The organism is Cupriavidus sp. YR651, assembly GCF_900101625.1.
In the GTDB taxonomy this organism is placed as follows: domain Bacteria; phylum Pseudomonadota; class Gammaproteobacteria; order Burkholderiales; family Burkholderiaceae; genus Cupriavidus.
On sequence record NZ_FMYZ01000001.1, the window covers coordinates 1,285,142 to 1,311,186 of the forward strand.

Here is a 26,045-nt window from a genome sequence, read left to right on the forward strand (position 1 = left end):
CTCCTTATCCCACGAAAGCGTCGGGATTCTTTGCAATCGCCTTGGCGTCGTTGTAGTTGATCATGCCCCGCTTGATCAGGTCGCCCAGGCACTGGTCCAGCGTCTGCATGCCCAGGCCGCTCGACGTCTGCATCATCGAGTACATCTGCGCGATCTTGTTTTCGCGGATCAGGTGGCGGATGGCGGGCGTGGCGATCATGATTTCGTGCGCCGCGGTCCGGCCATTGCCGTCGCGCGTCTTCAGCAGCGTCTGCGAGATCACGGCTTCCAGCGATTCGGACAGCATCGTCCGCACCATGTCCTTCTCTTCCGGCGGGAACACGTCGACCACCCGGTCGATCGTCTTGGCGGCGGAGCTGGTGTGCAGCGTGGCAAAGACCAGGTGGCCGGTTTCCGCGGCGGTCAGCGCCAGGCGGATCGTTTCCAGGTCACGCAATTCGCCCACCAGGATCACGTCCGGATCCTCACGCAGCGCGGAGCGCAGCGCATTGGCAAACGAGTGCGTATGTGGCCCCAGCTCGCGCTGGTTGATCAGGCTCTTCTTCGAGTTGTGAACGAATTCGATCGGGTCTTCCACCGTCAGGATGTGACCCATGTCGTTGTCGTTGCGATGGTCGACCATCGCCGCGAGCGTGGTGGATTTGCCGGAGCCGGTTGGTCCGGTCACCAGCACCAGCCCGCGCGGCTTCATGCACAGGTCGGCGAAGACGGCCGGCGCGTGCAGGTCGTCAAGCGTCAGTACCTTGGAGGGAATGGTCCGGAACACCGCCGCCGAACCGCGCTGGGTGGTGTAGGCATTGACCCGGAAACGGGACAGGCCGGCAATTTCGAACGAGAAATCAACCTCGAGGCGTTCTTCGTACGCCTTGCGCTGAACGTCGCTCATGATGTCGTACACCATGGCATGGACGTCCTTGTGCGCCATCGCCGCGACGTTGATCCGACGCATGTCGCCGTGGATACGCACCATCGGCGGCATGTCTGCCGAGAGGTGGAGATCGGATGCCTTGTTCTTTACCGCAAAAGCCAATAGCTGCGCGATGTCCATCTATAATGACCCCACCCTAAATTAATGACTTATTGTTTTACTTCTTTGGTATGTTCGCCGGATTATGTCTGTAATCGCCGCCAACTTGCAAGCCGTGAAAAATGACATCGCGGCGGCCACACAACAAGCCGGCAGGGACCCTTCCGCGGTCACCCTGCTGGCGGTTTCCAAGACGGTCCCGCCGGCCACGGTGCGCGAGGCTTTCCTGGCCGGGCAGACCGCGTTCGGCGAGAACTACGTCCAGGAAGGGCTCGACAAGATCGCCGCGCTGGATGACCTGCGCAGCCGGATCCAGTGGCATTTCATCGGCCCGCTGCAAAGCAACAAGACGCGGTCCGTGGCCGGGCAGTTCGACTGGGTCCACACCGTCGACCGCCTGAAGATCGCCGAGCGGCTCTCCGCGCAGCGCCCGGGCGGCCTGCCGCCCCTTCAGGTCTGCATCCAGGTCAATATCAGCGAGGAAGCCAGCAAGAGCGGCGTGGCGCCACCGGACGTGCTGCCGCTGGCGCGGGCCGTGGCGGCGCTGCCGAACCTGCAACTGCGCGGGCTGATGGCGATTCCCGCGCCGGCCGAGGGTCCCGCCGCGCAGCGTCAACCGTTTGCCGCCCTGCGCGCGTTGCTTGATCAACTACGGCAATCCGGGCTAAACGTCGACACGCTTTCGATGGGCATGTCCGCTGACATGGACGCCGCCATCGCCGAAGGCGCCACACTGGTGCGGATCGGCACCGCGATTTTCGGTGCACGCGCCTGACAGCATGCGCGCCGCCCCACTCCACTGACGACAGAAGACGCCCGCCGGCACGCATCGTGCGGGAAGACACCAGGACAGACATGCTCGACTCTCTTACGTTCGGCTTCCTCGGCGGCGGCAATATGGCCTCCGCCCTGATCGGCGGCCTCGTCGCCCGTGGCGTGCCCGCCGGCGCCATCCGCGTCATCGATCCGTCGGCCGATGCCCGCCAGCGGCTTGCGCAGACCCTGGGCGTCCACGCCCTGGCGGCACCCGACGCCGCCTTTGGCGCCAGCGACGTGATCGTGCTGGCCGTCAAGCCCCAACAGTTCCGCGATGCCGCCGCCCAACTGTCACCACTTCTGCCCAACGCCGGCGCCGGCAACCTGATCATCAGCGTGGCCGCCGGCATCCGCCTGCAGGACATGCAGCGCTGGCTGGGCGGCACGCGTCTGGTGCGCGCCATGCCGAACACGCCGGCGCTGGCCGGCATGGGCATGACGGGGCTGGCCGCGGCACCGGGACTGTCGGAGCGGGACCGCGCGATTGCCACCGCGGTGGCCGAGGCCGTGGGGAAATGCGTGTGGGTCGACGGCGACGACCAGATCGACGCCGTGACGGCCCTGTCGGGCAGCGGCCCGGCCTACGTGTTCTATTTCATCGAGGCCATGGAGCGCGCGGCGACGGAACTCGGCCTCTCCGCCGAGCAGGGCCGTACGCTGGCCGTGGAGACCTTCCGTGGCGCTGCCGCACTGGCGGGCGAGTCGCCCGAGCCGGTGGCGACGCTGCGCGAGCGCGTGACGTCCAAGGGCGGCACGACCCACGCGGCGCTGGTGTCGATGGAAGCGGACAAGGTGAAGGACGCCTTCGTGCGCGCCATGCACGCGGCGGCGGCGCGCGGCAAGGAAATGGGCGCGGAGTTCGGGAAGGATTGAGGTACCGGCTCTGGTCTTCCGCCAGCTAGCAGAGAAGATCGGAGCCTCGGGTGACATGACCGTGTCACCCGTACCAGCCGTGTCGGCCGTATCAGCGGTGTCGGCCGTGTCAGGCTCGCGCCATCACTGCCGCGCAGCCGCACGTGGCTCCAACGGCCTTGTCGGGCCGACGCCAAGAGTCAGGCCGACTTCAACAGATAGGCTGCGGCCGTCCCGGCAAACACGCAGGCGCCCAGCCAGTTGTTGTGGCGGAACGCCGCAAAGCAGCGCATGCGGTCCCGATCGCGGATCAGCGTGTAGTGGTAGCCGGCCATCGCGGCCGCCGCCACGAGGCCAGCATAGTAGGCCCACGCCGATGTTCCCGCGAATCCCAGCAGCACGCCCGCCCAGGCCATCAGGCCTAGGAATGCGCCGTAGCACAGCATGATGGCCAGCACGTCGAAGCGACCGAACGTGATCGCCGATGTCTTGATGCCGATCAGCAGGTCGTCGTCGCGATCGACCATCGCATAGGCCGTGTCATAGGCCACCGCCCAGAACACATTGGCCGCCAGCATCAGCCACGCCACCGGCGGCACCTGCCCCTGGACGGCGGCAAATGCCATCGGAATGCCAAATCCGAACGCAATGCCCAGGTAGGCCTGGGGAATCGCAAAGAACCGCTTGAAGAACGGATAGGTGCCGGCGACGAACGCCGCCACCACGGCCATCCATTTGGTCAGCCCATTCAGCGGCAGGATCAGCGCGAAGGCGATCAGCGCCAGCACGGCGGCCACGGCCAGCGCCTCCCATGCGGCGATTCGGCCGGCGGTCAGCGGTCGCTCCTTCGTGCGCTTCACATGCTTGTCGAAGTCACGGTCGGCCCAGTCGTTAATCGCACAGCCGGCCGATCGCATCAGGAACGTGCCAAGGAAGAAGATCCAGAAAATGCCCCAGCCCGGCGGCCCGCCGGCGGCCATCCACAATGCCCACAGCGTGGGCCACAGCAACAGCAACGTGCCGATGGGCTTGTCGATCCGGACCAGACGCGCGTAGAGCGCGAGACGGCTGGGTTGGGCGGGGGCGGCGGAACGTTCGGACATGGCGACAGCGGTAACTTCTGGGAAGGCTAAACAAAAAACGCGTCCCGGCATGGCAAGCCGTGACGCGTTGTGCCGGCCACCACGCGGGCGGCCGGGTCTGGCGAGACAGGGCTCACGCCAGCATCGCGCGCAGCATCCATGCGGTCTTCTCATGCGTCTGCATGCGCTGGGTCAGCAGGTCGGCCGACGGCTCGTCGCCAGCGGCATCGATCACCGGGAACAGCGAGCGCGCGGTGCGCACAACGGCTTCCTGGCCTTCCACCAGCTTGCGGATCATGTCGGTGGCCTCGGGCACGCCTTCTTCCTCGGCGATCGAGGACAGCTTGGCGTATTCCTTGTAGGTGCCCGGTGCGGGGTAGCCCAGCGCGCGGATGCGCTCGGCGATGGCGTCCACGGCCAGCGCCAGTTCGGTGTACTGCGTCTCGAACATCAGATGCAGCGTGTTGAACATCGGACCCGTCACGTTCCAGTGGAAGTTATGGGTCTTGAGGTAGAGGGTATAGGTATCGGCCAGCAGCTTGCTCAGGCCTTCCGCGATCTTCTTGCGGTCCTTGTCGGAAATCCCGATATTCACGCTCATCTCATTCTTCTTTGCCATGGTCGTTCAGCTCCGTTCTGGTCTAGCCACGAGGATTCGAGTCCGCTTGTTGCGCGGACGGCAGCGGCCATTATCGCATCAGGATCAGGTCGCAAGAAAGGACAAACCCCGCGCCGCGTCGAGGAACATCGCCATCGCGCCCAGCGTGACGATGGCCATGCCGATCTCCTTGCGCACGAGCTTGCGGCGCAGCCGGCCGGCCTCGCGATCGCGCGAATCGTGGGCCGCGTCCGCGCGGAGTTGCCGGAATTCGGTCGCGAACAAATTGATCATCGCCATGATGGGGTCCTCCACTTCAATGATTGGTTGCCCGGCGTTCCGTCGGAATCGCCTGAGGCACTGGCTGATTGAAGTGTAGTTATTATTTATCGATATTTATATTCGATAATCTCAAACTATAGAATAGCAAATGACTATCTCGCCTCAGACGCGTTCGCGCGGACGGCCAGACGAATCCGTCTCGGACGGCCAGCACCAAACAAAAACGGCAGGGTCTGAACCCTGCCGTTTGCGTCTGAAGTGACGAATACTGCGAACTGTCGTGCCGTCAGGCGGCTTCCGCCTCGACCGCCTGCGCATCGCCGATCCTGTGGATACCCTGCAGATCGCAGGCCGCCACGGCATTGGCCAGTGCCTCCATGGCCGGCAGGCGCGTGAAGCTCTTGCGCCAGGCCAGCACCACGCGCCGATCCGGCACCGGATCGGCAAACGGCACATAAGCCAGCATGTCGTTGCGCGGCTTCATGTCAGGCACCGAGGTACGCGGCAGCACCGTGATACCGACGCCGCTGGCCACCATGTGGCGGATCGTCTCGAGCGACGATCCCTCGAACGTCTTCTGGATGCCGTCGGCCGCCTGCGAGAAGCGCGACAGCTCGGGGCAGACGCCCAGCACATGGTCACGGAAGCAATGGCCGCTGCCCAGCAGCAGCATGGTCTGTTGCTTGAGCTCGTCCGGATCGACCTGGCGTTGCTGCGCCATCTGATGGCCGCGCGGCACGGCCACCACGAACGGTTCGTCGTAGAGCGGGCGCACGGTCAGGCCGGAATCGGGGAACGGCTCGGCCATGATCGCGCAATCGATCTCGCCCTGCTTGAGCAGTTCGATCAGCTTGTTGGTGTAGTTCTCCTGCAGCATCAGCGGCATCTGCGGGACGGAACCGATCATCTGCTTGACCAGCATCGGCAGCAGGTACGGTCCGATGGTATAGATCACGCCCACGCGCAGCGGGCCGGCCAGCGGGTCCTTGCCCTGCTTGGCGATCTCGCGGATGGCCATGGTCTGCTCCAGCACGCGCTGGGCCTGGGCCACGATCTGCTCGCCGATGGCGGTCACCGAGACCTCCGAGGTCCCGCGCTCGAATATCTGCACGGTCAGCTCGTCTTCCAGCTTCTTGATGGCGACCGACAGCGTCGGCTGCGAAACGAAGCACGCCTCGGCCGCACGGCCAAAATGGCGCTCGCGCGCGACCGCGACGATGTACTTGAGTTCGGTGAGCGTCATGACTTATCAGGTTCGGTTAGGCGATAGATTTTAACTTCGATTCCGCCATCTGTCAGATCGCCGTATCAAAGTCTCTTACGCAACACATGCGCGAGTGTGGCGATCACGCCGAGCCGCCGATCAGGCCTTCAAAAAGTGCTCGCGGCCGCCCAGCCAGCGCAACAAATGGGCTTCCACGGCATCCGGAAAGCGCGCCAGCATCATCTCCGCGGCCTCCTGCGCATAGTCCACGAGCCACGCGTCGGTATTCAGGTCGGCAAAGCGCAACATGGCCTCGCCCGACTGGCGCGCCCCGAGGAACTCACCGGGACCGCGGATCTCCAGGTCGCGCCGGGCGATCTCGAAGCCATCGGTGGTCTCGCGCATCGTCGCCAGCCGCTCCCGCGCCGTGGGCGACAGCGGCGCCTGATACATCAGCAGGCAGACCGATTCCGCGCTGCCCCGCCCGACCCGCCCACGCAACTGGTGGAGCTGCGCCAGGCCGAAGCGCTCGGCATGTTCGATCACCATCAGCGAGGCATTGGGCACGTCCACGCCCACCTCGATCACGGTCGTGGCCACCAGCACCTGCAGCCGGTTCGCGCTGAAATCGTCCATGACCGACGCCTTTTCGGCAGGCGGCAGGCGGCCATGCACCAGCCCTACGCGCAGGTCGGGCAAGGCGGCCACCAGGGTCTCGAAGGTTTCCACCGCGGTCTGCAGCTGCAGCGCCTCGCTTTCCTCGATCAGCGGGCACACCCAGTAGACCTGGCGACCCTCCGCCGCGGCATGGTGCACGCGTTCGATGACTTCGTCGCGACGCGCGTCGTTGACCAGCCGCGTGACGATTGGCGTGCGGCCCGGCGGCAGTTCGTCGATGACGGAGACGTCCAGGTCCGCGTAGTACGTCATGGCCAGCGTGCGCGGAATCGGCGTGGCGGACATCATCAACTGGTGTGGCACCTGCGGCGCCGCCTTGCTGGCTGCCGATCCCGCCGATCCGGCCGGCGCATCGGCCTCGCCCGCCTTGCCCCGCAGTGCCAGCCGTTGCGCCACACCGAAGCGGTGCTGCTCGTCGACCACCGACAATCCCAGCCGTGCGAAACGTACGGTGTCCTGGATCAGTGCATGGGTGCCGATGACCAGCTGCGCATCGCCCGATTCCACGCGCGCAGCCGCCTCGCGTTTCTCTTTCGCGCGCAGGCTGCCGGCCAGCCAGACCACGGGCACGCCCAGCGGTTCCAGCCATGCGGACAACTTGCGGAAATGCTGTTCGGCCAGGATTTCGGTCGGCGCCATCAGCGCGGCCTGATAGCCGGCGTCAATGGCCTGGCACGCGGCCAGCGCCGCCACAATGGTCTTGCCGCTGCCCACATCGCCTTGCAGGAGCCGATGCATCGGATGCGGCCGGGTCATGTCGGCGGCGATTTCCTCGACCACGCGCTGCTGCGCACCAGTCAGCCGGAAAGGCAACGCAGCCAGGAAGCGGGTGAGCAGCCCATCGGCGCGGCGCGGCATCGAGGGCGCGTTCTTCTCGCGCCGGGCGGCCTGAGACCGGCGCAGCGAGATCTGCTGCGCCAGTAGTTCATCGAACTTGATCCGCTGCCAGGCGGGGTGCGACCGGTCCGCCAGCGCGGCTTCGCTTTCCTGCGGGGGCGGGTTGTGCAGCAGCCGCAGGCAATCGGTCAGTGGCGCCAGCTTCAGTCCGGCGAGCGGGCCGTGCAGCACGGACTGAGGCAGCGTTTCCGGCATCGGCGTGCGGGACAGCGCGCCGCCAATCGCCTTGCGCAGATAGGCCTGCGAGATGCCAGCCGTGGCCGGGTAGACGGGCGTCAGCCGGTCCGGCAACGCCTCGCCCGCCGTCACCGGCCGTACCGCCGGGTGGACCATTTCGGCACCGAAGAAGCCACCGCGGATTTCGCCGCGCACACGCAGGCGCACGCCTTCCGCCATCTGCTTGGTCTGGCTGCCGTAGAAATTGAGGAAGCGCAGCGTCAGTTCGCCGGTGTCGTCGGCAATCCGGACCACCAGCTGGCGCCGTGGGCGAAACGTGACCTCGTTGGAAATCACCTCCCCTTCGACCTGTGCCGGCAGGCCGATCCCGGCACGCCGGATGGCCTCGCCGATCGGCTCCAGCGTGGTCTCGTCCTCGTAGCGCATCGGCAGGTGCAGCACCAGATCGACGCTACGCCGCAGCCCCAGCTTGGCCAGGCGTGCCGCGGCGGAGGACGGCCGGGCGTCGGCGGTCTTCGCGGGCTTGCCGCCGCGGGACGGCTTGTCGGCGGGGACGGGAGCGGAATCAGCGATCGGATCGGTGGCGGTGCCTGGCATCAGCGCGGGAATATAGGCGTCAATCACGGGCGGCCGGGCGACGCCGGGCGCCCAAGCCTTACAATGTCGGATTCGCCGATTGTACCTATGCCTGCGGTGGCACCCCAGCCGGGATGCCACCCACCCCTGCCGTGCCTGCCATGCTGACGTTGTCCGACTTCGATTTCCCGCTGCCGCCCGAACTGATCGCGCAGTCCGCCCTGCCCGACCGTAGCGCCAGCCGCCTGCTGGTGGTCGAACGGACCGCCCCGGAGGATCGCGCCGACGCCGTGCGGCTGATCGACCGCGCATTCAGCGACATCCTGGAATACCTGAGCCCCAACGACCTGCTGGTCTTCAATGACACCCGCGTGATCAAGGCCCGCTTCTTCGGCAACAAGCCCAGCGGCGGTCGCGTGGAAGTGCTGGTGGAGCGTGTGCTGGATTCGCACACCGTACTGGCCCAGGTGCGCGCGTCTAAAACGCCGCCGGAGGGCAGCAAGCTGCACCTGGCCGACAACGCCTTCGCGGTGACCGTTGGCCCGCGTGTGGACCAGTTCTTCACGCTGCGCTTCCCAGAACCGGCGCTGGACCTGATCGAACGCTATGGCCGCCTGCCGCTGCCGCCCTATATCACCCACGACCCGGACGCCTACGACGAGACGCGCTACCAGACCGTCTACGCCCGCAACCCGGGCGCCGTGGCCGCCCCGACGGCCGGCCTGCACTTCGACGATGCGCTGTTCGCCCGGCTCGATGCCCACGGCGTGCGCCGCGCCTTCCTGACGCTGCACGTGGGCGCCGGCACGTTCCAGCCGGTGCGGACCGAAAATCTCGCCGAGCACAAGATGCACGCCGAGTGGTACGCGATCTCGCCGGAACTGGCCGAGGCCGTGCGCGAGACGCGCGCGCGCGGCGGTCGCGTGATCGCGGTAGGCACCACGTCGCTGCGTGCGCTGGAATCGGCCGCAGCCGCCGACGGCACGCTGGCCGCCGGCAGCGGCGACACCGATATCTTCATCACGCCCGGCTACCGTTTCCGGCTGGTCGATGCGCTCATCACCAATTTCCACCTGCCCAAGTCCACGCTGCTGATGCTGGTGTCCGCGCTGGCCGGCGTGGAGGCCATCCGCGCGGCCTACCGCCACGCCGTGGAGGCACGCTACCGCTTCTTCAGCTACGGCGATGCCATGCTGCTGACCCGCCAGGTCTGACCGAATACAAGAAAACGCCATGCTCAACTTCGAACTCCTGACAACCGACGGCAATGCCCGCCGTGGCCGCGTCACCCTGAACCACGGCGTCGTGGAGACGCCGATCTTCATGCCCGTGGGCACCTATGGGTCGGTCAAGGCGATGTCGCCGCTCGAACTCAACGAGATCGGCGCGCAGATCATCCTCGGCAACACGTTCCATCTGTGGCTGCGCCCGGGACTGGACGTCGTCGACGCGCATCAGGGCCTGCACAAGTTCGTGGGCTGGGACAAGCCAATCCTGACGGACTCGGGCGGTTTCCAGGTGTTTTCGCTGGGCGAGCTCCGCAAGATCACGGAGGATGGCGTCACGTTCGCGTCGCCGGTCAATGGCGACAAGCTGTTCCTGTCGCCCGAGATCTCGATGCAAATCCAGCGCACGCTGAATTCGGACATCGTCATGCAGTTCGACGAGTGCACCCCCTACGAGATCGAGGGCCGCCCGGCCACGCACGATGAAGCGGCACGGTCGATGCGCATGAGCCTGCGCTGGGCCAAGCGGTCGCGCGACGAATTCGACCGCCTGGCCAACCCGAATGCGCTGTTCGGCATCGTCCAGGGCGGCATGTTCGAAGACCTGCGCGACGAATCGCTGGCAGGCCTGTCGGAACTGGATTTCCACGGCTACGCGATCGGCGGCCTGTCGGTGGGCGAGCCCAAGGAAGACATGATGCGGGTGCTGGAGCACGTGGCCCCGCGCCTGCCAGCCAACAAGCCGCACTACCTGATGGGCGTCGGCACGCCGGAAGACCTGGTGGCCGGCGTGGCGTCCGGCGTGGACATGTTCGACTGCGTGATGCCGACCCGCAACGCGCGTAACGGCTGGCTCTTCACGCGCTTCGGCGACGTCAAGATCCGCAACGCGGCGCATCGCAACGATCCGCGCCCGCTCGACGAAAGTTGCGGTTGCTACACTTGCCGCAACTTCTCGCGCGCCTACCTGCACCACCTGCACCGGGTCGGCGAGATCCTTGGCGCGCGCCTCAACACCATTCACAACCTCTATTACTACCTGGAACTGATGCGCGAGATGCGCGCGGCCATCGAGGAACACCGTTTCGAGGCGTTCCGCCGCCAGTTTGCGGAGCACCGCGCGCGCGGCACACGCTGATCCGCACGCGCCCAGCCAATGTTCTAGATTCAAGACAGGCAGGAGAACTTTCCGCCGCGCGGTGGTCGAATATCTGCCTGTCCGGGTGACCCTCCGTAACGTACGACAAAGTACTTGGAAGGCACCCCGAGCAAACCCGCAATTCGCCCTAGAATGCCTAGGCGGGACAACACCGGGTGATAGAATGCCCGATTCCCTGATTGAACTTTGTGACGGAGAAGTAACGTGCTGATTTCGAACGCTTTTGCCCAGACTGCCGGTGTCGGCGGCGCGGCCGGTGGCCTGATGAGTTTCCTGCCCATCATCCTGATGTTCGCAGTGCTGTGGTTCATCATGATTCGCCCGCAGATGAAGCGCCAGAAGGAATCCAAGGCAATGCTGGAAGCACTGGCGAAGAACGACGAAGTCGTGACCGCCGGTGGCATCCTGGGTCGTGTGACCAAGGTGGCTGACCAGTATGTGACGCTGGAAGTGGCCGAAGGCACGGAGATCACCGTGCAGAAGAACGCCGTCACCACGGTGCTGCCGAAGGGCTCGCTGAAGTCGCTCTGATCCGACCCCGCTCCAGCCTTTTCCGGCATGCCCATGGCGCCACGCCTGCGCATGCCCCTGCAGCCGCCTGAACCGGCCCGCGGGTCCGCATCGGACCCGGCAAGGGCTGCCAGGCGGCTGTTTGCCAACCGGTCCGGCCGATCCGGCGCGTATCGCGCGCCAGAGTCGGCCACGCCAACCGCAATGACTGGCCAGAGATGAATCGTTATCCGCTTTGGAAGTACATCGTGATCCTGGTGGCCCTGGCCATCGGCATCATCTATACCCTGCCGAACTTCTTCGGCGAGGCACCCGCCGTGCAGGTGTCGTCGGCCAAGGCCACGGTCAAGGTCGACCTGGCCATGCAGAAGCATGTCGAAGAGATCCTGGCGCAGAGCCAGCTTCAGCCGGATGGCATGTTCTTCGACGTGGCCGGCCAGTCCGGCTCGGTCAAGGCACGCTTCCGCACCACCGACGAGCAGCTCAAGGCCAAGGACGTGCTGTCCCGCTCGCTGAACCCGGATCCGTCCGACCCCACCTACGTGGTCGCGCTGAACCTGCTGTCGGGGTCCCCGCGCTGGCTGGCCGCGCTGCACGCGCTGCCGATGTACCTGGGCCTGGACCTGCGCGGTGGCGTGCACTTCCTGCTGCAGGTGGACATGAAGGGCGCGGTCGACAAGAAGCTCGACAGCCTGTCCGGCGATGCCCGCACGCTGCTGCGTGACAAGAACATCCGTCACGGCGGCATCGATCGCGAAGGCGACCGCCTGACCGTGCGTTTCAACAACGCCGACGAAGCCGGACGCGCGCGCACCATCCTGGCCGACAACTTGCGCGAACTGGCCTTCGCCATGGACGGCAACAACGTCGTCGGCACCTTTACCGACGCCGCCCGCAAGGCCGTGCAGGACGCCGCCGTCAAGCAGAACATCACCACCCTCCATAACCGTGTGAACGAACTCGGCGTGGCCGAGCCCGTGATCCAGCAGCAAGGCGCCGACCGCATCGTCGTGCAGCTGCCGGGCGTGCAGGACACCGCCAAGGCCAAGGACATCATCGGCCGCACCGCCACGCTGGAGGCCCGCCTCACCGACCCGGACGCACCGCGCAACCCTCGCGCGGGCGATCCGGTGCCGTTCGGCAGCGAGCTGTTCACACAGGGTAACGGTGCCCCGGTCATCCTGAAGAAGCAGGTGATCTTCACGGGCGACCGCATCGAAAGCGCCTCCGCCGGCTTCGACCAGAACCAGCGCCCCTCCGTGAACATCAAGCTGGATGCCCAGGGTGGCCGCGTGCTGCGCGACGTGTCGCGCGAGAACATCGGCAAGCTGATGGGCATCGTGCTGTTCGAAAAGGGCAAGGGCGAAGTGCTGACCGTGGCGACGATCCAGTCCGAGCTTGGCTCGAGCTTCCAGATCACCGGTTCCTACTCCACCGAAGCCGCGAACGACCTGGCGCTGCTGCTGCGCGCCGGTTCGCTGGCCGCACCGATGGAGATCATCGAGGAACGCACGATCGGCCCGTCGCTCGGCGCCGACAACATCCAGAAGGGCTTTGACTCGGTGGCTTATGGCTTTGGCGCCATCGCCGCGTTCATGGTGCTGTACTACATGCTGTTCGGCGTGTTCTCGGTCGCCGCACTGGGCGTGAACCTGCTGCTGCTGATCGCCGTGCTGTCGATGCTGCAGGCCACGCTGACGCTGCCGGGCATCGCCGCCATCGCGCTGGTGCTGGGCATGGCCATCGACGCCAACGTGCTGATCAACGAGCGGATCCGGGAAGAACTGCGTGCCGGTGCCTCGCCGCAGATGGCCATCGCGGTCGGCTTCGATCGCGCCTGGGCCACGATCCTTGACTCGAACGTCACCACGCTGATCGCCGGCCTGGCGCTGCTGGCCTTTGGCTCCGGCCCCGTGCGCGGCTTTGCCGTGGTGCACTGTCTGGGCATCCTGACCTCGATGTTCTCGGCGGTGTTCTTCAATCGCGGCCTGGTCAACCTCTGGTACGGCCGCAAGAAGAAGCTCCAGAGCGTGGCCATCGGCCAGATCTGGAAGCCGGACGCCGACACGCCGGTCGCCAAGTAAGCCAGACATATCAGGACAACATCATGGAATTTTTCCGCATCAAGCGCGACATTCCGTTCATGAAGCACGCGTTGGTCTTCAACGTGGTGTCCTTCCTGACGTTTGCCGCCGCTGTCTTTTTCCTCTGGCACAAGGGCCTGCATCTGTCGATCGAATTCACCGGCGGTACGGTGATGGAGGTCAACTACCAGCAGGCGGCCGATCTTGAAAAGATCCGCGGCCAGGTCGGCAAGCTCGGCTATAGCGACGTGCAGGTGCAGAACTTCGGCACCTCGCGCGACGTGATGATCCGCCTGCCGCTGCAGAAGGGCTCGGACGGCAAGACGGTCACATCCGCCCAGCAGAGCGAACAGGTGATGGGCGCGCTGCAGGCCGCCACACCTGAGGTGAAGCTGCAACGCGTGGAGTTCGTGGGCCCGCAGGTGGGCAAGGAACTGGCGACGGACGGCCTGCTGGCGCTGCTGTGCGTGGTGGCCGGCATCATGATCTACCTGTCGTTCCGGTTCGAGTGGAAGTTCGCGGTGGCGGGCATCATCGCCAACCTGCACGACGTGGTGATCATCCTGGGCTTCTTCGCGTTCTTCCAGTGGGAGTTTTCGCTCTCCGTGCTGGCGGCGATCCTGGCCGTGCTGGGTTACTCGGTGAACGAGTCGGTGGTGATCTTCGACCGGATTCGCGAGAACTTCCGCAAGTACCGCAAGATGACCACGCACGAGATCATCGACAACGCGATTACCAGCACGATCTCGCGAACCATCATCACCCACGGCTCGACCGAAATGATGGTGCTGTCGATGTTCTTCTTCGGTGGCCCGACGCTGCACTACTTCGCGCTGGCCCTGACGGTCGGTATCCTGTTCGGTATCTATTCGTCGGTATTCGTGGCGGCGGCACTGGCCATGTGGCTGGGCGTGAAGCGCGAGGACCTGGTCAAGGGCGAGAAGAAGCCGGGCGACCCCACCGATCGGAACGATCCGAACTTCGGGGCCCAGGCCTGACGAGGGAATCGTCGACGAGGACTAGAAAGGCACCTGCGGGTGCCTTTCTCTTTTGGAGGTCGTTTCAAAAAGATCCTGGCGTCGTTGCGCGGCCAAGCTTGGTCCGGATCGGATGGCCCGACCAAACAAAACGCCCCGCGTGAGAAGCGGGGCGTTTTGCGTTTCTGCCGTGGCAACGACGGTCAGGTTTCCGAGAGCTGCTCGATCCATACCGCCAGTCGGTCCGATGCGAAAGATTCTGCTCGCGTGACGGCTCGGGCGGTAATGGCATCCCCCTCGCGCCGCAACTGCAGGGCGCCGCCGGCCTCTTCCAGCCATAGCAGCACGGCCAGCCAGCCCGCATGCTCGGCGGAGACGGCCTCGCCCACCGGCTTGTCCACGAATTCGCTGAGCGTGGACGGTGCGGTCCAGGTGACGGCATCGCCGTCGCGCCGGACCGTCGCCTCACCCAGCGTCTCCGCCAGCACCGCTGCTGCATCGCCAGCACCGCGGCCAGCCAGGCGCGAGCGCAGCTCCGCCAGCTTCGTGCTCACGGCATGGCCGAACGTGCCACTGCGCAGGCTCTCGGCGCCGACCAGATCTGCGTAGTCCATCCGCTGCCAGTCCGGCTCGGCATTGCGCGCGCCAGCCAGCGACGCACCGGCCAGGTAGGTTTCCACGGGCTGGAAGCGGCCCGGGCCGACCAGGCTGGCGCACAGGGCATGCACCATGCCGATGCGCGTGGCCACCGTCTGCTTCTGCAGCACCGACAGCTTCTCACGCACCAGCTGATCGCGCTCCTTGCGCAGCCCGGACAGTTCCAGCGCCTGCTTCAGTTCCATGCGCAGCGCGGTGATGTCCCACGGCTTCTTGATGTAGCGATGGATTTGCCCCTGGTTGACGGCCTCCACGGTCTGGTCGAGCTCGGAATACGCCGTCGTCAGGATCCGCACGATATGCGGATAGCGCTCGCGTGCGTAACGCAGCAGCTCATTGCCATACTCACCCGGCATACGCTGGTCGGACACCAGCACCGCAAGACTGTCGCCATGGGCATCCAGCATGGCCTTGCCTTCTTCGACGGACCCGCCGGTCACCACCGGCGCCAGCTGCCCGATGGCGCGCTGGAAATACTTGACGGCCGTGGCTTCATCATCGACGAACAGAATCGCCGGGGGTGCCTGCGTAGTATTCGGTTCGCTCATCGATCACTCCTGTGCATACGATTCTTGAAATTGGGGAAATCGAGGGTAACGGTCGTGCCGGCGCCGGACGCGGACGCGATCCGGATGCCGCCACCAAAGGATTGCATCACGCGGTTGCAGAAGATCATGCCGAGTCCGCTGCCGCCGGCCGATGCGTAGGTGGTCACGGGATCCACCAGCAGCCGGTCCATCACCTCAGGCGGAATACCCGGCCCGTTGTCGGCGATGCGGATCTCCGGGCGTTCGCCGGCGACGACCACGAAGCGCAGCACAGGCTCGTCAACGTCAGCCAGCGCCCGCAACGCATTGCTCATGACCGATGACAACACCAGCGCCACGCAATTGGGGAGCGTCAGCACCGGGAAGTCGCCGTGCATTTCCACTTGCACCCAGTTACGTTGGTTATCGGCAAACGGATAGGTATCCAGCAGGGATGCCACCAATGCCCCAGCGGTGATGTCGCCTCCCGGGCCGGGCCGGGGCGTGGCGCCGCCCGCACTGCTGCGCACCGACTGAAGGAACGACGACAGCACGGCCAGGCAATACTGGGCGTTGTCATGCATGGCGCCCGCGGCCTGGCCGATTTCGGCGTGCCGCTGCGGGCTGTATTCGCCGGCCACGCGGGTCTCGATGCCACGCGCAAAATTGGCGATCGCGGCCAGTGGCGTATTGAGTTCGTGCGCCAGGAAGGCCAGCGTCTCGTCGATGGCCATCAGCCGCTGCTGCCGCACCGCGCGCTCGCGATGACGCTCGCCGGCCATGCGGAGGACCTCCCGCACATCGCTCACCGAGATCGGCTTTTCCAGGATGCGGAACACCTCGCCGGTATTGACGGTCTCCAGCAGCATGTCCTTGTCCGCATAGGCGGTGACAAGGATGCGGACGATCTGTGGATACTCCTGCGCGACCTGGCGCAGCAAGTCGCCACCGTCGCGGCCCGGCATGCGGAAATCGGTCACCAGGACGGAAATCTGCGTGTGGTGCGCGCGCAGGATGCCGACGGCCTGGTCGGCACTGGTGGCCGACAACACTTCGTACTCGCTGCCGACCGCCCGCGCGAAATACTTGCACGCCATCTCCTCGTCATCGACGTAGAGAATGATCGGGCGCGGCTGGCTCGTGTCAGTCATGGAACCCTCACTCCGCGCGCGGCAGATCGAAGCTGAACGCGGCCCACTGGCCGAGTTCGCTTTCGGCAAACAACTGGCCGCCATGGCGCTCGATCACCGCATAGCTGATCGACAGGCCCAGGCCCAGCCCCTGCCCCACCTCGCGCGTGGTGAAGAAGGGTTCGAAGACGCGCGCCAGATGCTCCGGCGCAATGCCGGGGCCGTTGTCGCGCACATTGACGTGCAGCCGGCCGGCGACCCACTTCACCGTGGTATGGATGGCCGGGTTCTGCGTGCCGACCTTGCGCATGGCCAGCGCCGCGTTGGAAAAGAGGTTGATCAGCACGCCGATGATCGCGGCCTCGTCACCCATCACCAGCGTGTCGTCGGGCAATTCGCGAGTCACCTTGACGCCGCGCAGTTCGTGCGCGGTCAGGCGGACCGACGAATCGAGCGCCTTCTCGAACAGGAATGGCGTGCCTTCCACCTCGGCGCCGGGCTTGCGGTACGCGAAGGTCTTCAGGTCCGACACGATATGCTGGATCCGCTGCATCCCCTGCTTGGCGTCCACGAGGCATTCCTCGAGCGCCGGCTCGGCCTTGGCCGCGGGCTCTTCCATGGCGACCTCGATCGCCATCAGGCAGAAGTTCACCGGGTTATTGACCTCGTGCAGCAGGCCCGCCGCCAGCGTACCGATGGCCGCCATCTTTTCCTGTTGCAGCATCTGGCCCTTGATGTCGACCAGCTTGCGATTGATCACTTCCAGCTCGGTGTTCTTGTCCGCCACCTCGGCCTTCAGGCGGAACAGCATGAAGCGCGCGCGCTCATTGAAGAACGTGTAGACGCCGCTGGCCGCCGCGGCGAACAGCAGGAACAGCGAATTGACAATGAAGGTACCTACCGGCTCGATGCCGCCCGGGTGCAGCAGACAGGCCAGCGCGTAGAGCAGATAGGAGAGGATGCCGAAGACGAGGTTCTGCCAGAGCCCGAACGGCAATGCGATACCCGAAGCGAAGATGGCCAGGTTCAGACCCACGTAGTACGGGGACTCCACACCCTCGGTCTGCGAGATCATCCACGCGATCATGATCTGCGGCAGCAGCAGCCATGTCAGCGTGAGCCACGGCGCATAGCGCCGCCCGGCCTGGCTGTAGAGCATGACCACCACGCCGGCGATCAGCAGCGACACCAGCACCCGCGCCACGGCAAAGGGCAACTGCCACTGCGGGTACTGGCCAAAGTCCAGTCCCATGCCCAGCATCACCAGCACGATGGCCGTGTACGCTCCGCCCCGGCTGAATGCCAGGCGAAAGTCCGCCAGTTCGGACTGGTATCCCGCATAGAGTTGATTGGCGCTCATCGATGGAACAGGGATTACCGCTTCACTCTCACTGGATGGTGGCTTCGGCGAAGACATTGACGCCGGTTTCATCGACATAGAGTCGGTGGGCATGCGAGTTCTCCGGCAACAGCGAGGCCATTCCGGCCTCGTCGCGATAGATCAGATACCACTCCAGCAGGTGCTCCATCCCGAACTTCTCGGGATTGTCGGCGTGGACGTTTGTCACCAACAACTGACCGCCCGGCTTGGTGCGCGACGCGAAATACGACAGCAGCCGTGCGCAGACCTTGTCGGACAGGTAGTCGAACAGGCCAGCGCAATAGACGGCATCGAACTCACGCGCGCCGGGGTCGTCCGGCGAAATGCGGCGCTTGAGAAGGTCGTGCACGGACTGGTGCACCATCTCCACCGATGCCTTGTGCCCGGCCGCCGCAGCGGAGCGTTCCACCGATCCGCGCGTGTATTCGAGGGTTTCCTCGCTGAAGTCCACCAGCTGGAACGACAACAGCTCCGGATTGGCATACTCGCGCACGAAACGCTGGATCTCGAACGCCGGCCCGCAGCCCACGTTCAGCACGCGGAACGGGCGACCCGCAGCCCGCGCACGTTCGGCCTGGCGGGTCAGGAAGTCGACCAGCAGGTCGATCCGGTTGCGGTGCGCCGTCGCCACCGCCGCCTTCAGGAAGGCCGTGTTGACGATCTGAAAATACGTGGTGGGACCTTGCTGCGGATCGCTGAGGATCTGGTTCACCATCTCGTAGTCGCCGGCGTAGCCAAGCGGCTTGGTGAAGGTGCGATAGACGAATGGCGCGCGCAGCAGCAACGGGTGCAGCGCGGCCTGCGCGTAGGTGCGGTGCACGGGCGCGATTTCCGGGTCCACCTGTTCCGCCTCGCCCTCCAGCCAGTCGAGGTAGGTCTTCACCTTCCCCATCAGCGGCACGGCCAGTTCATAGAACACGTCTTCGCGCAGGCGCCCTTCCTTCTTCGGCAGGGACTCGGTCAGGTCCACCTGCTCGACCCAGCGCGAGACTTCCGAAAGATACGCGCGCATCTCGTTGACCACGATCTGGTAGTCGCGCCGGATGTTGAAGCGCGTATCCCAGTCCTTGACAAAGAGTTCGGCCTCGCGCGCGACCGATTTGGGTGCGTCGTTGACATCCGTCAGCTCGCGCCATTCATCGATCAGTGTCAGGGACACCACCGCAGTCAGACCGGTATTCACCAGACTCATGACGACGGCCTTGCCCAGATAGGCGTTCTTCGTACCCATCCGCACGCTCAGTTCGCTCAGCACCTCGCTGACCTGAACAATGGAATAGGGATTGTAGATTTCCATCACCAGCGACTTGCGCTGGAGATTGATGATCGTGCCCCGCACCTGCTCGCCCTGCGAGTTGCGGAAGCTAACTACCGGATCGATTTGCGTTTTGGAGTACACGGTATCGCGCCAGGGAAATCCGAGAAACGCTGCGGGCCAGGGCGCCTGACGGGGCCGGCCGGGTACAGCTCAGGCAAGAGGTCTTGCGGCGGAATACCAAATCAGGGAATGCAGCCAATGCTCATATCGATGCGCGTGACCTGTTGCGGGCACGGGGCGCGTCCGGCGTGTGCACCGGCGCGGGCTCCGCCCCTGAGGGTGGGACTGCGGCGAACCATTGTACTGTGGCTGCCGGAAACCGTACAACTGTGCACCCGCGCCATGAAGTGGGGTATCCCCGAGGCAAAAGAAAAGGGCCGGCATCATGATGCCGGCCCTCTGCTTTCCCGGAGGAAAACCGCGACTGCCTTACTCGGCCTTCACGGCTTCCACCTGGATCGCCAGTTTGACTTCCTGCTTGAAGCCGTACTTGGCGCCGTAGTCGATGCCGAAATCAGCGCGGCTGAACTGGGCCACGGCGTCGGCACCGCAGGCCTCGCGCTTGAGCATCGGATGCTGGATGCACTTGAACTCGCGGATCTCCAGCTTCACCGGCTTGGACACGCCGTGCAGCGTCAGGATGCCATCCACTTCAGTCGGCACGTCGCCCTTGAACTTCGAGAACTTGCCCTTGTAGGTCGCTTCCGGGAAGGCCTGCACATCGAACATGTCCGGGCCCTTTACGTGTTCGTTCAGCTTGGCGTTGCCGAAGTCGACGGAAGCCGGATCGATCTTGATGTCCACCGAACCGGTCTTGGCGGCACGGTCCAGCGTCACGACGCCGGTGGACTTCTCGAACTTGCCACGCCACGTCGACAGGCCACCCAGGTGGTCGGTCTCGAAGCTCGGGTACGTGTGCGTCGGATCGATGTTGTACGTCACGGCATTGGCCATGGCGGCGCCGGCGGCGAGGGTGGCGGAAGCTGCCGCAACGGCGGCAATCAGGGTACGCATTTTCATCTTGGGTCTCCCATCAAAAGGTTGGAGAGTAAGGTTCACTAAAACGGCCAAGGGGCGAATATCGGGGGCGGCCCCGCTTCAACCCTTCTTTGCCGGGGTCACGATATGGAACTTGATCTGCACGTCGTCGGCGACCACGGAAGTGTCCTTCCACTCGCCGTCGCCGATATTGAAGGCGGTACGCTTGATCGGCAGCACGCCGTCGAACACCTGGCCGCCCGCTTCCTGCTTGTACGTGGCCGGCACCACCACGTCCAGGGTCTTGCCCTTGATGGTCAGCTTGCCGGCCACTTCATACTTGCCCGCAACGCCATTCTTGATGCTGGTGGACTGGAACACGGCCTTCGGGTACTTCCCCGCGTCGAACCAGTCGCGACCCTTGACCTCCTTGGTGGTCTCGGCATCGCCGATCTCGAAGCTCGACACGTCGATCTCCACCTTGGCGGAGGACGTCGCCAGCTTGGCCGGGTCGAAGTCGACGCTGGCATCGAACTTCCTGAACTTGCCCTCCATCGGCACGCCGATCTGGCGGGCGGTGGCCGTGACCGAACTCTTGGCGGCGTCGATCTGGGCCCAGGCAAGGTTGGCGGCAAGGCCGGCCGTGGCCAGTGCGGCCGCCACGAATACCGTGCCAGGACGGGACATGCGTTTCATCTGTGACTCCTGTCGGTACCGGCCATCCGGGCCGGTCGAATAACGGTTCGGAAAACGATGCGATTTACCACATGGGACGCAGCAAGCATACCGGTTACAGCGCACATTTGCTTTGCCACCAACCGGGTCAGCGCAGGAACGGAATCATCCGGCCCAGCGTGCCATCGCGGTCAATAACCTGGTGCTTGATCGCCGCGGCCGCATGCACCACCACGATTGCGGCCATCAGGTAGTTCAGCCATACATGGGCGTACTTCAGGATGGGCTTGAGGGTGTCGCTGGCCTCGATCAGCGGCGGCATCTTCCACAGCCCCAGGTACACCACCGGCACGCCGGCGGCGGAGCTGTACAGGTAGCCGGTGATCGGCACGACCAGGATCAGCATATACAGCAGATGATGCGCGGCGGCGGCGGCCCTCGCCTGCCAGGCCGGCGTGCCCGGTGCCACGGGGGGCGCGGCGTGGGTGGCGCGCCACAGGACGCGCAGCACGGCGATGGCGAAGATGGTTACGCCCAGCCATTTGTGCCACGAGAAAAGCTTGAGCTTGGTCGGCGTCAGGCCGGGAATCCCGGTCATGTACAGCCCCAGCCCGAAAGCGGCAAAGATACCGAACGCGATCAGCCAGTGCAGGCCGATGGCGGTGGCGGTGTATCCCCCGGTCTGGCGGGCCGGATAAACCCTGTTCGAACCCATGTCAGTCAATCCCTTCGTTCGTTATTTTGCGAGGAGCTGATGCCGGCAATCCTGTCGACAGCGGCGCCTGCCGGTCCGCTCCGTCGACTGCAATTCTCGCATTATTGGGGGACCGGCATGGTGTGAGAAGGACCGATCTTAATTAAGTTGTTCAAATGATTTGATGTGACCGGATGTCGCACCCGCCACGCGTGCTGGCATCGTACCGTCGTTATCGTCCGGGTGCCCGGTCAGATTGATGACACTGTCGTCAATTCTTCCGAAACAAAAAAGAAAAAGGGCTGGCAACGATTGCCAGCCCTCTTCCTTGAGCGATGTGAACGACAGGAAAGCCGCTCAGATCTTGTTGGCCAGTTCCACGGCCTTGCCGATGTAGGTGGCCGGGGTCATCTCCAGCAGCAGCTTCCTGGCATCCTCGGGAATCGCCAGGCCCGACACGAAGGTCTGCAGCGCTTCACGGGAAATGCCCTTGCCTCGCGTGAGTTCCTTGAGCTGCTCGTAGGGATTGGGCACGCCAAAGCGGCGCATCACGGTCTGCACGGGCTCGGCCAGCACTTCCCAGCAGTTGTCGAGGTCTTCGTTCAGGCGTTCCGGGTTGGTTTCCAGCTTGCCCAGGCCACGCAGGCAAGCTTCGTAGGCCAGCAGGCTATAGCCGAACGCCACGCCCATGTTGCGCAACACGGTGGAGTCCGTCAGGTCACGCTGCCAGCGCGAGAGCGGCAGCTTTTCCGAGAGGTGGCGCAGCACCGCGTTGGCCAGGCCCAGGTTGCCTTCGGAGTTTTCGAAATCGATCGGATTGACCTTGTGCGGCATCGTCGACGAGCCGATTTCGCCGGCCTTGGTCTTCTGCTTGAAGTAACCCAGCGAGATGTAGCCCCAGACGTCGCGGTTCAGATCCAGCAGGATCGTATTGGCGCGTGCGATGGCGTCGAACAGTTCCGCCATGTAGTCGTGCGGCTCGATCTGGATCGTGTACGGATTGAACGTCAGGCCCAGGCGCGACTCGATCACCTGCTTCGAGAACGACTCCCAGTCGAACGTCGGATAGGCCGACAGGTGCGCGTTGTAGTTACCCACGGCACCGTTCATCTTGCCCAGCAGCTCCACGCGCTCGATGCGCTCCAGGGCACGCGCGAGGCGCGCCGCCACGTTGGCCATTTCCTTGCCGAGCGTGGTCGGGCTGGCCGGCTGGCCGTGCGTGCGCGACAGCATCGGCTGCGCGGCGTTCAGCTTGGCCAGTTCCACCAGGCGGGCCTGCACGCGCTTGAGCGCCGGCACGATCACGCCATCACGGGCGCCCTTGAGCATCATGCCGTGCGACGTGTTGTTGATGTCTTCCGAGGTGCAGGCGAAATGGATGAACTCGCTGGCGGCTTCCAGTTCGGCGTTGCCCTTGACCTGTTCCTTGAGCCAGTACTCCACGGCCTTGACGTCGTGGTTGGTCACGGCCTCGATTTCCTTGATGCGGGCGGCGTCGGCTTCGGTGAAATTGTCCACCAGCGACTGCAGCCTGGCTTCGGACTGCGCCGAGAACTTCGGCACGTCGGGCAGGCCGGCCTGCGCAAGCGCGATCAGCCAGTTGACCTCGACCTTGACGCGGTTGCGCATGAAGGCCGCTTCGGACAGCCACTCGCGCAATGCATCGGCCTTGGCGGCATAGCGGCCATCGATGGGAGACAGGGCGGTGAGCGGCGAAAGGGAAGAGGTGGACATGCTGGCAACCGGGAGAAATGAGAGAGGACGGGAGGTCGTGCGGGGGCGCAAACCCAAATGGGGCGACTTCAAAATGACCGATCCGCCGCATCCGGCAGGCCGCGGGCGGCGTGCCGCGAGGGCCGGCCGGCATCGCGCAACGCGGGATTTTACCATCGGCCACCATGCCTGTGCGGCACGCCACGAATCCGGTGCCACCATGCGTGCGCAGGGCCGCATTGGCCCGGCATTTGCAGGCGGGCGCGGGTATACTCGCGCTCGCCCATCCGGTAGCCTGTTATGAAGTGCATTGGGCATGCAGGGACGCGCCTGCAGGGACGCAACTGCCATACGCGCATCCCTCGTGCCAGAGAACGCCGATGCACTTCATAACAAGCTCAAGGGGAGAACATGAAGCTGTATGCGTCCCAGACCAGCCCGTACGCGCGCAAGGTGCGCGTGGTGCTGGCGGAAAAGAAGATTGACTACCAGATGATCGAAGAAAACGTCTGGTCGCCCGACACCACCATCGGCCAGTTCAACCCGCTGGGCAAGGTGCCTTGCCTGGTCATGGAGGACGGCGGCGCGGTCTTCGATTCGCGCGTCATCGCCGAATATGCGGATACGCTGTCGCCGGTCAGCCGGCTGATTCCCCAAGGCGGCCGCGAGCGCCTGGAAGTGCGCTGCTGGGAAGCGCTGGCCGACGGCCTGCTGGACGCGGCACTGCTGGTGCGCCTGGAAGGCACGCAGCGCGAGGCCGGCGAACGCAGCGAACGCTGGGTGCAGCGCCAGCGCGGCAAGATCGACGCCGCCCTGGCCGCGATGTCCTCGGGCCTGGCCGACAAGCCGTGGTGCACGGGCATTCACTACACGCTGGCAGACGTGGCCGTGGGCTGCGCGTTGTCTTATCTCGACTTCCGCTTCCCCGACATCGCCTGGCGCGAGCAGTATCCGAACCTCGTGGCGTTCGAGGAGAAGGTCGGCAAGCGGCAGTCGTTTCTCGACACCGCTCCGCCGAGCGCCTGATTTCGCGCAGGGTTCGCGCGGATCTCACGCGCAATTCACGCTCCCCCGCCTCGATCCCGCTGCCGCCCGCCTGAAGGCCGACTCAAGGCCGCTTCACGGCGCTGGTGTCGGCCTTGACGCCTTGGTGCCTTAAGGCCTCAACACCACCGCCGGGCGGGATCGTTCCCTACTGAATGATCCCGCCGCCGAGGCACACTTCCCCGTCGTACAGCACCGCCGACTGCCCCGGCGTCACCGCCCATTGGGCTTCACCGAACGACAGCTTCAGTGCGTCGCCCGCCGCCACCTCGACCTTGCACGGCGCATCGCCCTGCCGATAGCGCGTCTTCGCGGCCATCGCCGCACCCTCCGCCGGCGCCTCCCCTGCCACCCAGGACAGGTCCGCCGCATCCAGCGTTGGCGTCAGCAGCCACGGATGGTCATGCCCCTGCACCACGTACAGCGTGTTGCTGGCCATGTCCTTGCGCGCCACATACCACGCGTCGCCATTGCCCTCGCGGCTGCCGCCCAGGCCGATGCCCTTGCGCTGGCCCAGCGTATAGAACGCCAGCCCGATGTGCTCGCCCACCACCTTGCCTTCCGGAGTCTTCATCGGGCCCGGCCTGGTCGGCAGGTAGCGGTTCAGGAAATCGCGGAACGGCCGTTCGCCGATGAAGCAGATGCCGGTGGAATCCTTCTTCTTCGCATTGGGCAAGCCGATCTCCGCGGCAATCTCACGCACGCGGGTCTTCGGGATTTCGCCCAGCGGGAACAACGTGCGCGACAGCTGCGCCTGGTTCAGCCGATGCAGGAAGTAGCTTTGATCCTTGGTATGGTCGAACGCCTTGAGCAGTTCGAAGCGGCCATTCGCCGCCTGCCGCACGCGCGCATAGTGACCCGTGGCAATGGTCTCGGCACCCAGCGACATGGCATGGTCCAGGAACGCCTTGAACTTGATCTCCGCATTGCAGAGCACGTCCGGGTTCGGCGTGCGGCCGGCCGAGTACTCGCGCAGGAAATCGGCAAACACGCGGTCCTTGTATTCGGCCGCGAAGTTGACGGCTTCCACATCCACGCCGATCAGGTCCGCCACGGAAACCACGTCCAGCCAGTCCTGCCGCGTCGAGCAATACTCGCTGTCGTCATCGTCCTCCCAGTTCTTCATGAACAGGCCGATGACCTCGTAGCCCTGCTGCTTGAGCAGCCATGCGGTGACGGACGAGTCCACCCCGCCCGACATGCCCACGACAACGCGCTTGCCGCTCATGACAAGGCTCCCGCCGAAGCGTCCGCGGCGTCCGAGGCATCCGAGCCCGCGACGGACGTCGGGTGCGTATAGAGCACGTCCAGCGCAAACCGCTTGCCAGCCAGGTAGTCGTCGACGCAGGCCATCAGCAGCGGCGTGCGATGGCGCTCCGGGCAGCCGCGCAGTTCCTCGGCGCTCATCCACACCGTGCGAACGATGCCGGTATCGAGCTGACGGCCGCTGTCGAGCGAACCCAGGTCGCCGGTAAAGGCAAAGCGCACGTAGGTGGTATCGCCCTGGTCGCGCGACGAACGCCCGCGACTCATATAGCAGCCGAGCAAGGCGCGCGGCTCGAAGGTGTGCGCCGTCTCCTCCAGCGTTTCGCGGATGACGGCGCGGATCAGGCTCTCACCCGCTTCGAGGTGGCCGGCCGGCTGGTTCAGCCGCAGGCCGTCCGCGGTTTCCTCTTCAACCAGCAGGAATCGGCCGCCGCGTTCAATGACCGCGGCAACCGTGACGCTGGCGTTCCAGTCACGTGGCATGATGCACATTTTTTAAGCAATCCGGCATTTTACC

Annotated in this window: 24 protein-coding genes; 8 read left to right on the plus strand and 16 right to left on the minus strand. The window is 64.9% G+C overall.

Annotation, left to right across the window (positions count from 1 at the left end; genetic code table 11):
- Positions 1-4 precede the first annotated feature (4 nt).
- The gene (locus tag BLR29_RS05805; protein WP_092135257.1) at positions 5-1,048 is read right to left on the minus strand and encodes a type IV pilus twitching motility protein PilT; all 1,044 of its coding nucleotides are present in this window, start codon (positions 1,046-1,048) and stop codon (positions 5-7) included.
- Between the two features lie 64 nt (positions 1,049-1,112).
- Here BLR29_RS05805 and BLR29_RS05810 point away from each other — a divergent pair, with 64 nt between their 5' ends.
- On the plus strand, positions 1,113-1,802 hold the full coding sequence (locus tag BLR29_RS05810; protein WP_092135258.1) for a YggS family pyridoxal phosphate-dependent enzyme: 690 nt from the start codon (positions 1,113-1,115) through the stop codon (positions 1,800-1,802).
- A gap of 80 nt (positions 1,803-1,882) precedes the next feature.
- Positions 1,883-2,716 carry a pyrroline-5-carboxylate reductase gene (proC, locus tag BLR29_RS05815; RefSeq protein WP_092135260.1) on the plus strand — a complete coding sequence of 278 codons (834 nt, stop codon included), beginning with the start codon at positions 1,883-1,885 and terminating at the stop codon, positions 2,714-2,716.
- 179 nt (positions 2,717-2,895) lie between these two features.
- Here proC and ubiA read toward each other — a convergent pair whose 3' ends face one another.
- The 5 genes from ubiA to recG all read right to left on the minus strand — a co-directional run bounded on the left by ubiA (position 2,896) and on the right by recG (position 8,210).
- On the minus strand, positions 2,896-3,798 hold the full coding sequence (gene ubiA, locus BLR29_RS05820) for a 4-hydroxybenzoate octaprenyltransferase (protein ID WP_092135261.1): 903 nt from the start codon (positions 3,796-3,798) through the stop codon (positions 2,896-2,898).
- A gap of 112 nt (positions 3,799-3,910) precedes the next feature.
- Positions 3,911-4,396 (minus strand): Dps family protein, encoded by a 486-nt coding sequence (locus BLR29_RS05825; RefSeq protein WP_092135263.1) that lies wholly within the window; start codon positions 4,394-4,396, stop codon positions 3,911-3,913.
- Positions 4,397-4,480: 84 nt separating this feature from the next.
- Entirely contained in the window at positions 4,481-4,675 is a 195-nt protein-coding gene (locus tag BLR29_RS05830) for a hypothetical protein (protein ID WP_092135264.1), read from the minus strand.
- 268 nt (positions 4,676-4,943) lie between these two features.
- A complete protein-coding gene (locus BLR29_RS05835) occupies positions 4,944-5,900 on the minus strand; it encodes a LysR substrate-binding domain-containing protein (RefSeq protein WP_092135266.1) in 957 nt (318 codons plus the stop codon).
- A 120-nt stretch (positions 5,901-6,020) separates the two neighbouring features.
- Positions 6,021-8,210 carry an ATP-dependent DNA helicase RecG gene (recG, locus tag BLR29_RS05840; RefSeq protein ID WP_092135497.1) on the minus strand — a complete coding sequence of 730 codons (2,190 nt, stop codon included), beginning with the start codon at positions 8,208-8,210 and terminating at the stop codon, positions 6,021-6,023.
- A gap of 140 nt (positions 8,211-8,350) precedes the next feature.
- On the opposite strand from recG, the gene queA reads away from it, so the two are divergent.
- The 5 genes from queA (at position 8,351) to secF (ending at position 14,166) form a co-directional block, all read left to right on the plus strand.
- A complete protein-coding gene (queA, locus tag BLR29_RS05845) occupies positions 8,351-9,403 on the plus strand; it encodes a tRNA preQ1(34) S-adenosylmethionine ribosyltransferase-isomerase QueA (protein ID WP_092135267.1) in 1,053 nt (350 codons plus the stop codon).
- Positions 9,404-9,422: 19 nt separating this feature from the next.
- Positions 9,423-10,553 (plus strand): tRNA guanosine(34) transglycosylase Tgt, encoded by a 1,131-nt coding sequence (tgt, locus tag BLR29_RS05850; RefSeq protein ID WP_092135269.1) that lies wholly within the window; start codon positions 9,423-9,425, stop codon positions 10,551-10,553.
- A 225-nt stretch (positions 10,554-10,778) separates the two neighbouring features.
- Entirely contained in the window at positions 10,779-11,105 is a 327-nt protein-coding gene (yajC, locus tag BLR29_RS05855) for a preprotein translocase subunit YajC (RefSeq protein WP_092135270.1), read from the plus strand.
- 197 nt (positions 11,106-11,302) lie between these two features.
- Positions 11,303-13,168 carry a protein translocase subunit SecD gene (gene secD, locus BLR29_RS05860; protein ID WP_092135272.1) on the plus strand — a complete coding sequence of 622 codons (1,866 nt, stop codon included), beginning with the start codon at positions 11,303-11,305 and terminating at the stop codon, positions 13,166-13,168.
- A 23-nt stretch (positions 13,169-13,191) separates the two neighbouring features.
- A complete protein-coding gene (gene secF, locus BLR29_RS05865) occupies positions 13,192-14,166 on the plus strand; it encodes a protein translocase subunit SecF (RefSeq protein ID WP_092135273.1) in 975 nt (324 codons plus the stop codon).
- Positions 14,167-14,348: 182 nt separating this feature from the next.
- Here secF and BLR29_RS05870 read toward each other — a convergent pair whose 3' ends face one another.
- From BLR29_RS05870 to purB, 8 genes are all read right to left on the minus strand, one after another.
- On the minus strand, positions 14,349-15,350 hold the full coding sequence (locus tag BLR29_RS05870; protein ID WP_092135275.1) for a response regulator: 1,002 nt from the start codon (positions 15,348-15,350) through the stop codon (positions 14,349-14,351).
- Positions 15,347-16,480, minus strand: coding sequence for a hybrid sensor histidine kinase/response regulator (locus tag BLR29_RS05875; protein ID WP_092135276.1), 1,134 nt, complete (start codon positions 16,478-16,480; stop codon positions 15,347-15,349). The genes BLR29_RS05870 and BLR29_RS05875 overlap by 4 nt, the downstream gene beginning before the upstream one ends.
- Positions 16,481-16,487: 7 nt before the next feature.
- Positions 16,488-17,819 (minus strand): sensor histidine kinase, encoded by a 1,332-nt coding sequence (locus BLR29_RS05880; RefSeq protein ID WP_092135278.1) that lies wholly within the window; start codon positions 17,817-17,819, stop codon positions 16,488-16,490.
- 28 nt (positions 17,820-17,847) lie between these two features.
- Entirely contained in the window at positions 17,848-19,239 is a 1,392-nt protein-coding gene (locus BLR29_RS05885) for a class I SAM-dependent methyltransferase (RefSeq protein ID WP_092135279.1), read from the minus strand.
- 348 nt (positions 19,240-19,587) lie between these two features.
- A complete protein-coding gene (locus BLR29_RS05890) occupies positions 19,588-20,178 on the minus strand; it encodes a YceI family protein (protein ID WP_092135281.1) in 591 nt (196 codons plus the stop codon).
- Positions 20,179-20,256: 78 nt separating this feature from the next.
- Entirely contained in the window at positions 20,257-20,832 is a 576-nt protein-coding gene (locus BLR29_RS05895; protein WP_092135282.1) for a YceI family protein, read from the minus strand.
- Between the two features lie 127 nt (positions 20,833-20,959).
- On the minus strand, positions 20,960-21,526 hold the full coding sequence (locus BLR29_RS05900) for a cytochrome b (RefSeq protein WP_092135284.1): 567 nt from the start codon (positions 21,524-21,526) through the stop codon (positions 20,960-20,962).
- Between the two features lie 336 nt (positions 21,527-21,862).
- Positions 21,863-23,239, minus strand: a complete 1,377-nt coding sequence (gene purB / locus BLR29_RS05905; RefSeq protein ID WP_092135285.1) for an adenylosuccinate lyase — start codon at positions 23,237-23,239, stop codon at positions 21,863-21,865.
- Between the two features lie 390 nt (positions 23,240-23,629).
- Here purB and BLR29_RS05910 point away from each other — a divergent pair, with 390 nt between their 5' ends.
- Positions 23,630-24,244, plus strand: coding sequence for a glutathione S-transferase C-terminal domain-containing protein (locus BLR29_RS05910; RefSeq protein ID WP_092135287.1), 615 nt, complete (start codon positions 23,630-23,632; stop codon positions 24,242-24,244).
- Between the two features lie 166 nt (positions 24,245-24,410).
- Here BLR29_RS05910 and mnmA read toward each other — a convergent pair whose 3' ends face one another.
- Complete coding sequence (mnmA, locus tag BLR29_RS05915) at positions 24,411-25,490, minus strand: tRNA 2-thiouridine(34) synthase MnmA (protein ID WP_092135289.1); 1,080 nt, start codon at positions 25,488-25,490, stop codon at positions 24,411-24,413.
- Positions 25,487-26,020, minus strand: a complete 534-nt coding sequence (locus tag BLR29_RS05920; RefSeq protein WP_092135290.1) for an NUDIX hydrolase — start codon at positions 26,018-26,020, stop codon at positions 25,487-25,489. The genes mnmA and BLR29_RS05920 overlap by 4 nt, the downstream gene beginning before the upstream one ends.
- Positions 26,021-26,045: the final 25 nt, after the last annotated feature.

Excerpts from the sequence above, each read along its gene's own strand:
- BLR29_RS05875 (WP_092135276.1), bottom strand. The coding sequence starts at position 16,480 with ATGACTGACACGAGCCAGCCGCGCCCGATCATTCTCTACGTCGATGAC.
- BLR29_RS05825 (WP_092135263.1), bottom strand. The coding sequence starts at position 4,396 with ATGGCAAAGAAGAATGAGATGAGCGTGAATATCGGGATTTCCGACAAG.
- proC (WP_092135260.1), top strand. The coding sequence starts at position 1,883 with ATGCTCGACTCTCTTACGTTCGGCTTCCTCGGCGGCGGCAATATGGCC.
- ubiA (WP_092135261.1), bottom strand. The coding sequence starts at position 3,798 with ATGTCCGAACGTTCCGCCGCCCCCGCCCAACCCAGCCGTCTCGCGCTC.
- BLR29_RS05805 (WP_092135257.1), bottom strand. The coding sequence starts at position 1,048 with ATGGACATCGCGCAGCTATTGGCTTTTGCGGTAAAGAACAAGGCATCC.
- BLR29_RS05900 (WP_092135284.1), bottom strand. The coding sequence starts at position 21,526 with ATGGGTTCGAACAGGGTTTATCCGGCCCGCCAGACCGGGGGATACACC.
- mnmA (WP_092135289.1), bottom strand. The coding sequence starts at position 25,490 with ATGAGCGGCAAGCGCGTTGTCGTGGGCATGTCGGGCGGGGTGGACTCG.
- secF (WP_092135273.1), top strand. The coding sequence starts at position 13,192 with ATGGAATTTTTCCGCATCAAGCGCGACATTCCGTTCATGAAGCACGCG.
- BLR29_RS05895 (WP_092135282.1), bottom strand. The coding sequence starts at position 20,832 with ATGAAACGCATGTCCCGTCCTGGCACGGTATTCGTGGCGGCCGCACTG.
- BLR29_RS05835 (WP_092135266.1), bottom strand. The coding sequence starts at position 5,900 with ATGACGCTCACCGAACTCAAGTACATCGTCGCGGTCGCGCGCGAGCGC.
- BLR29_RS05880 (WP_092135278.1), bottom strand. The coding sequence starts at position 17,819 with ATGAGCGCCAATCAACTCTATGCGGGATACCAGTCCGAACTGGCGGAC.
- BLR29_RS05870 (WP_092135275.1), bottom strand. The coding sequence starts at position 15,350 with ATGAGCGAACCGAATACTACGCAGGCACCCCCGGCGATTCTGTTCGTC.
- BLR29_RS05830 (WP_092135264.1), bottom strand. The coding sequence starts at position 4,675 with ATGGCGATGATCAATTTGTTCGCGACCGAATTCCGGCAACTCCGCGCG.
- purB (WP_092135285.1), bottom strand. The coding sequence starts at position 23,239 with ATGTCCACCTCTTCCCTTTCGCCGCTCACCGCCCTGTCTCCCATCGAT.
- BLR29_RS05890 (WP_092135281.1), bottom strand. The coding sequence starts at position 20,178 with ATGAAAATGCGTACCCTGATTGCCGCCGTTGCGGCAGCTTCCGCCACC.
- BLR29_RS05810 (WP_092135258.1), top strand. The coding sequence starts at position 1,113 with ATGTCTGTAATCGCCGCCAACTTGCAAGCCGTGAAAAATGACATCGCG.
- BLR29_RS05910 (WP_092135287.1), top strand. The coding sequence starts at position 23,630 with ATGAAGCTGTATGCGTCCCAGACCAGCCCGTACGCGCGCAAGGTGCGC.
- BLR29_RS05920 (WP_092135290.1), bottom strand. The coding sequence starts at position 26,020 with ATGTGCATCATGCCACGTGACTGGAACGCCAGCGTCACGGTTGCCGCG.
- secD (WP_092135272.1), top strand. The coding sequence starts at position 11,303 with ATGAATCGTTATCCGCTTTGGAAGTACATCGTGATCCTGGTGGCCCTG.
- tgt (WP_092135269.1), top strand. The coding sequence starts at position 9,423 with ATGCTCAACTTCGAACTCCTGACAACCGACGGCAATGCCCGCCGTGGC.
- queA (WP_092135267.1), top strand. The coding sequence starts at position 8,351 with ATGCTGACGTTGTCCGACTTCGATTTCCCGCTGCCGCCCGAACTGATC.
- recG (WP_092135497.1), bottom strand. The coding sequence starts at position 8,210 with ATGCCAGGCACCGCCACCGATCCGATCGCTGATTCCGCTCCCGTCCCC.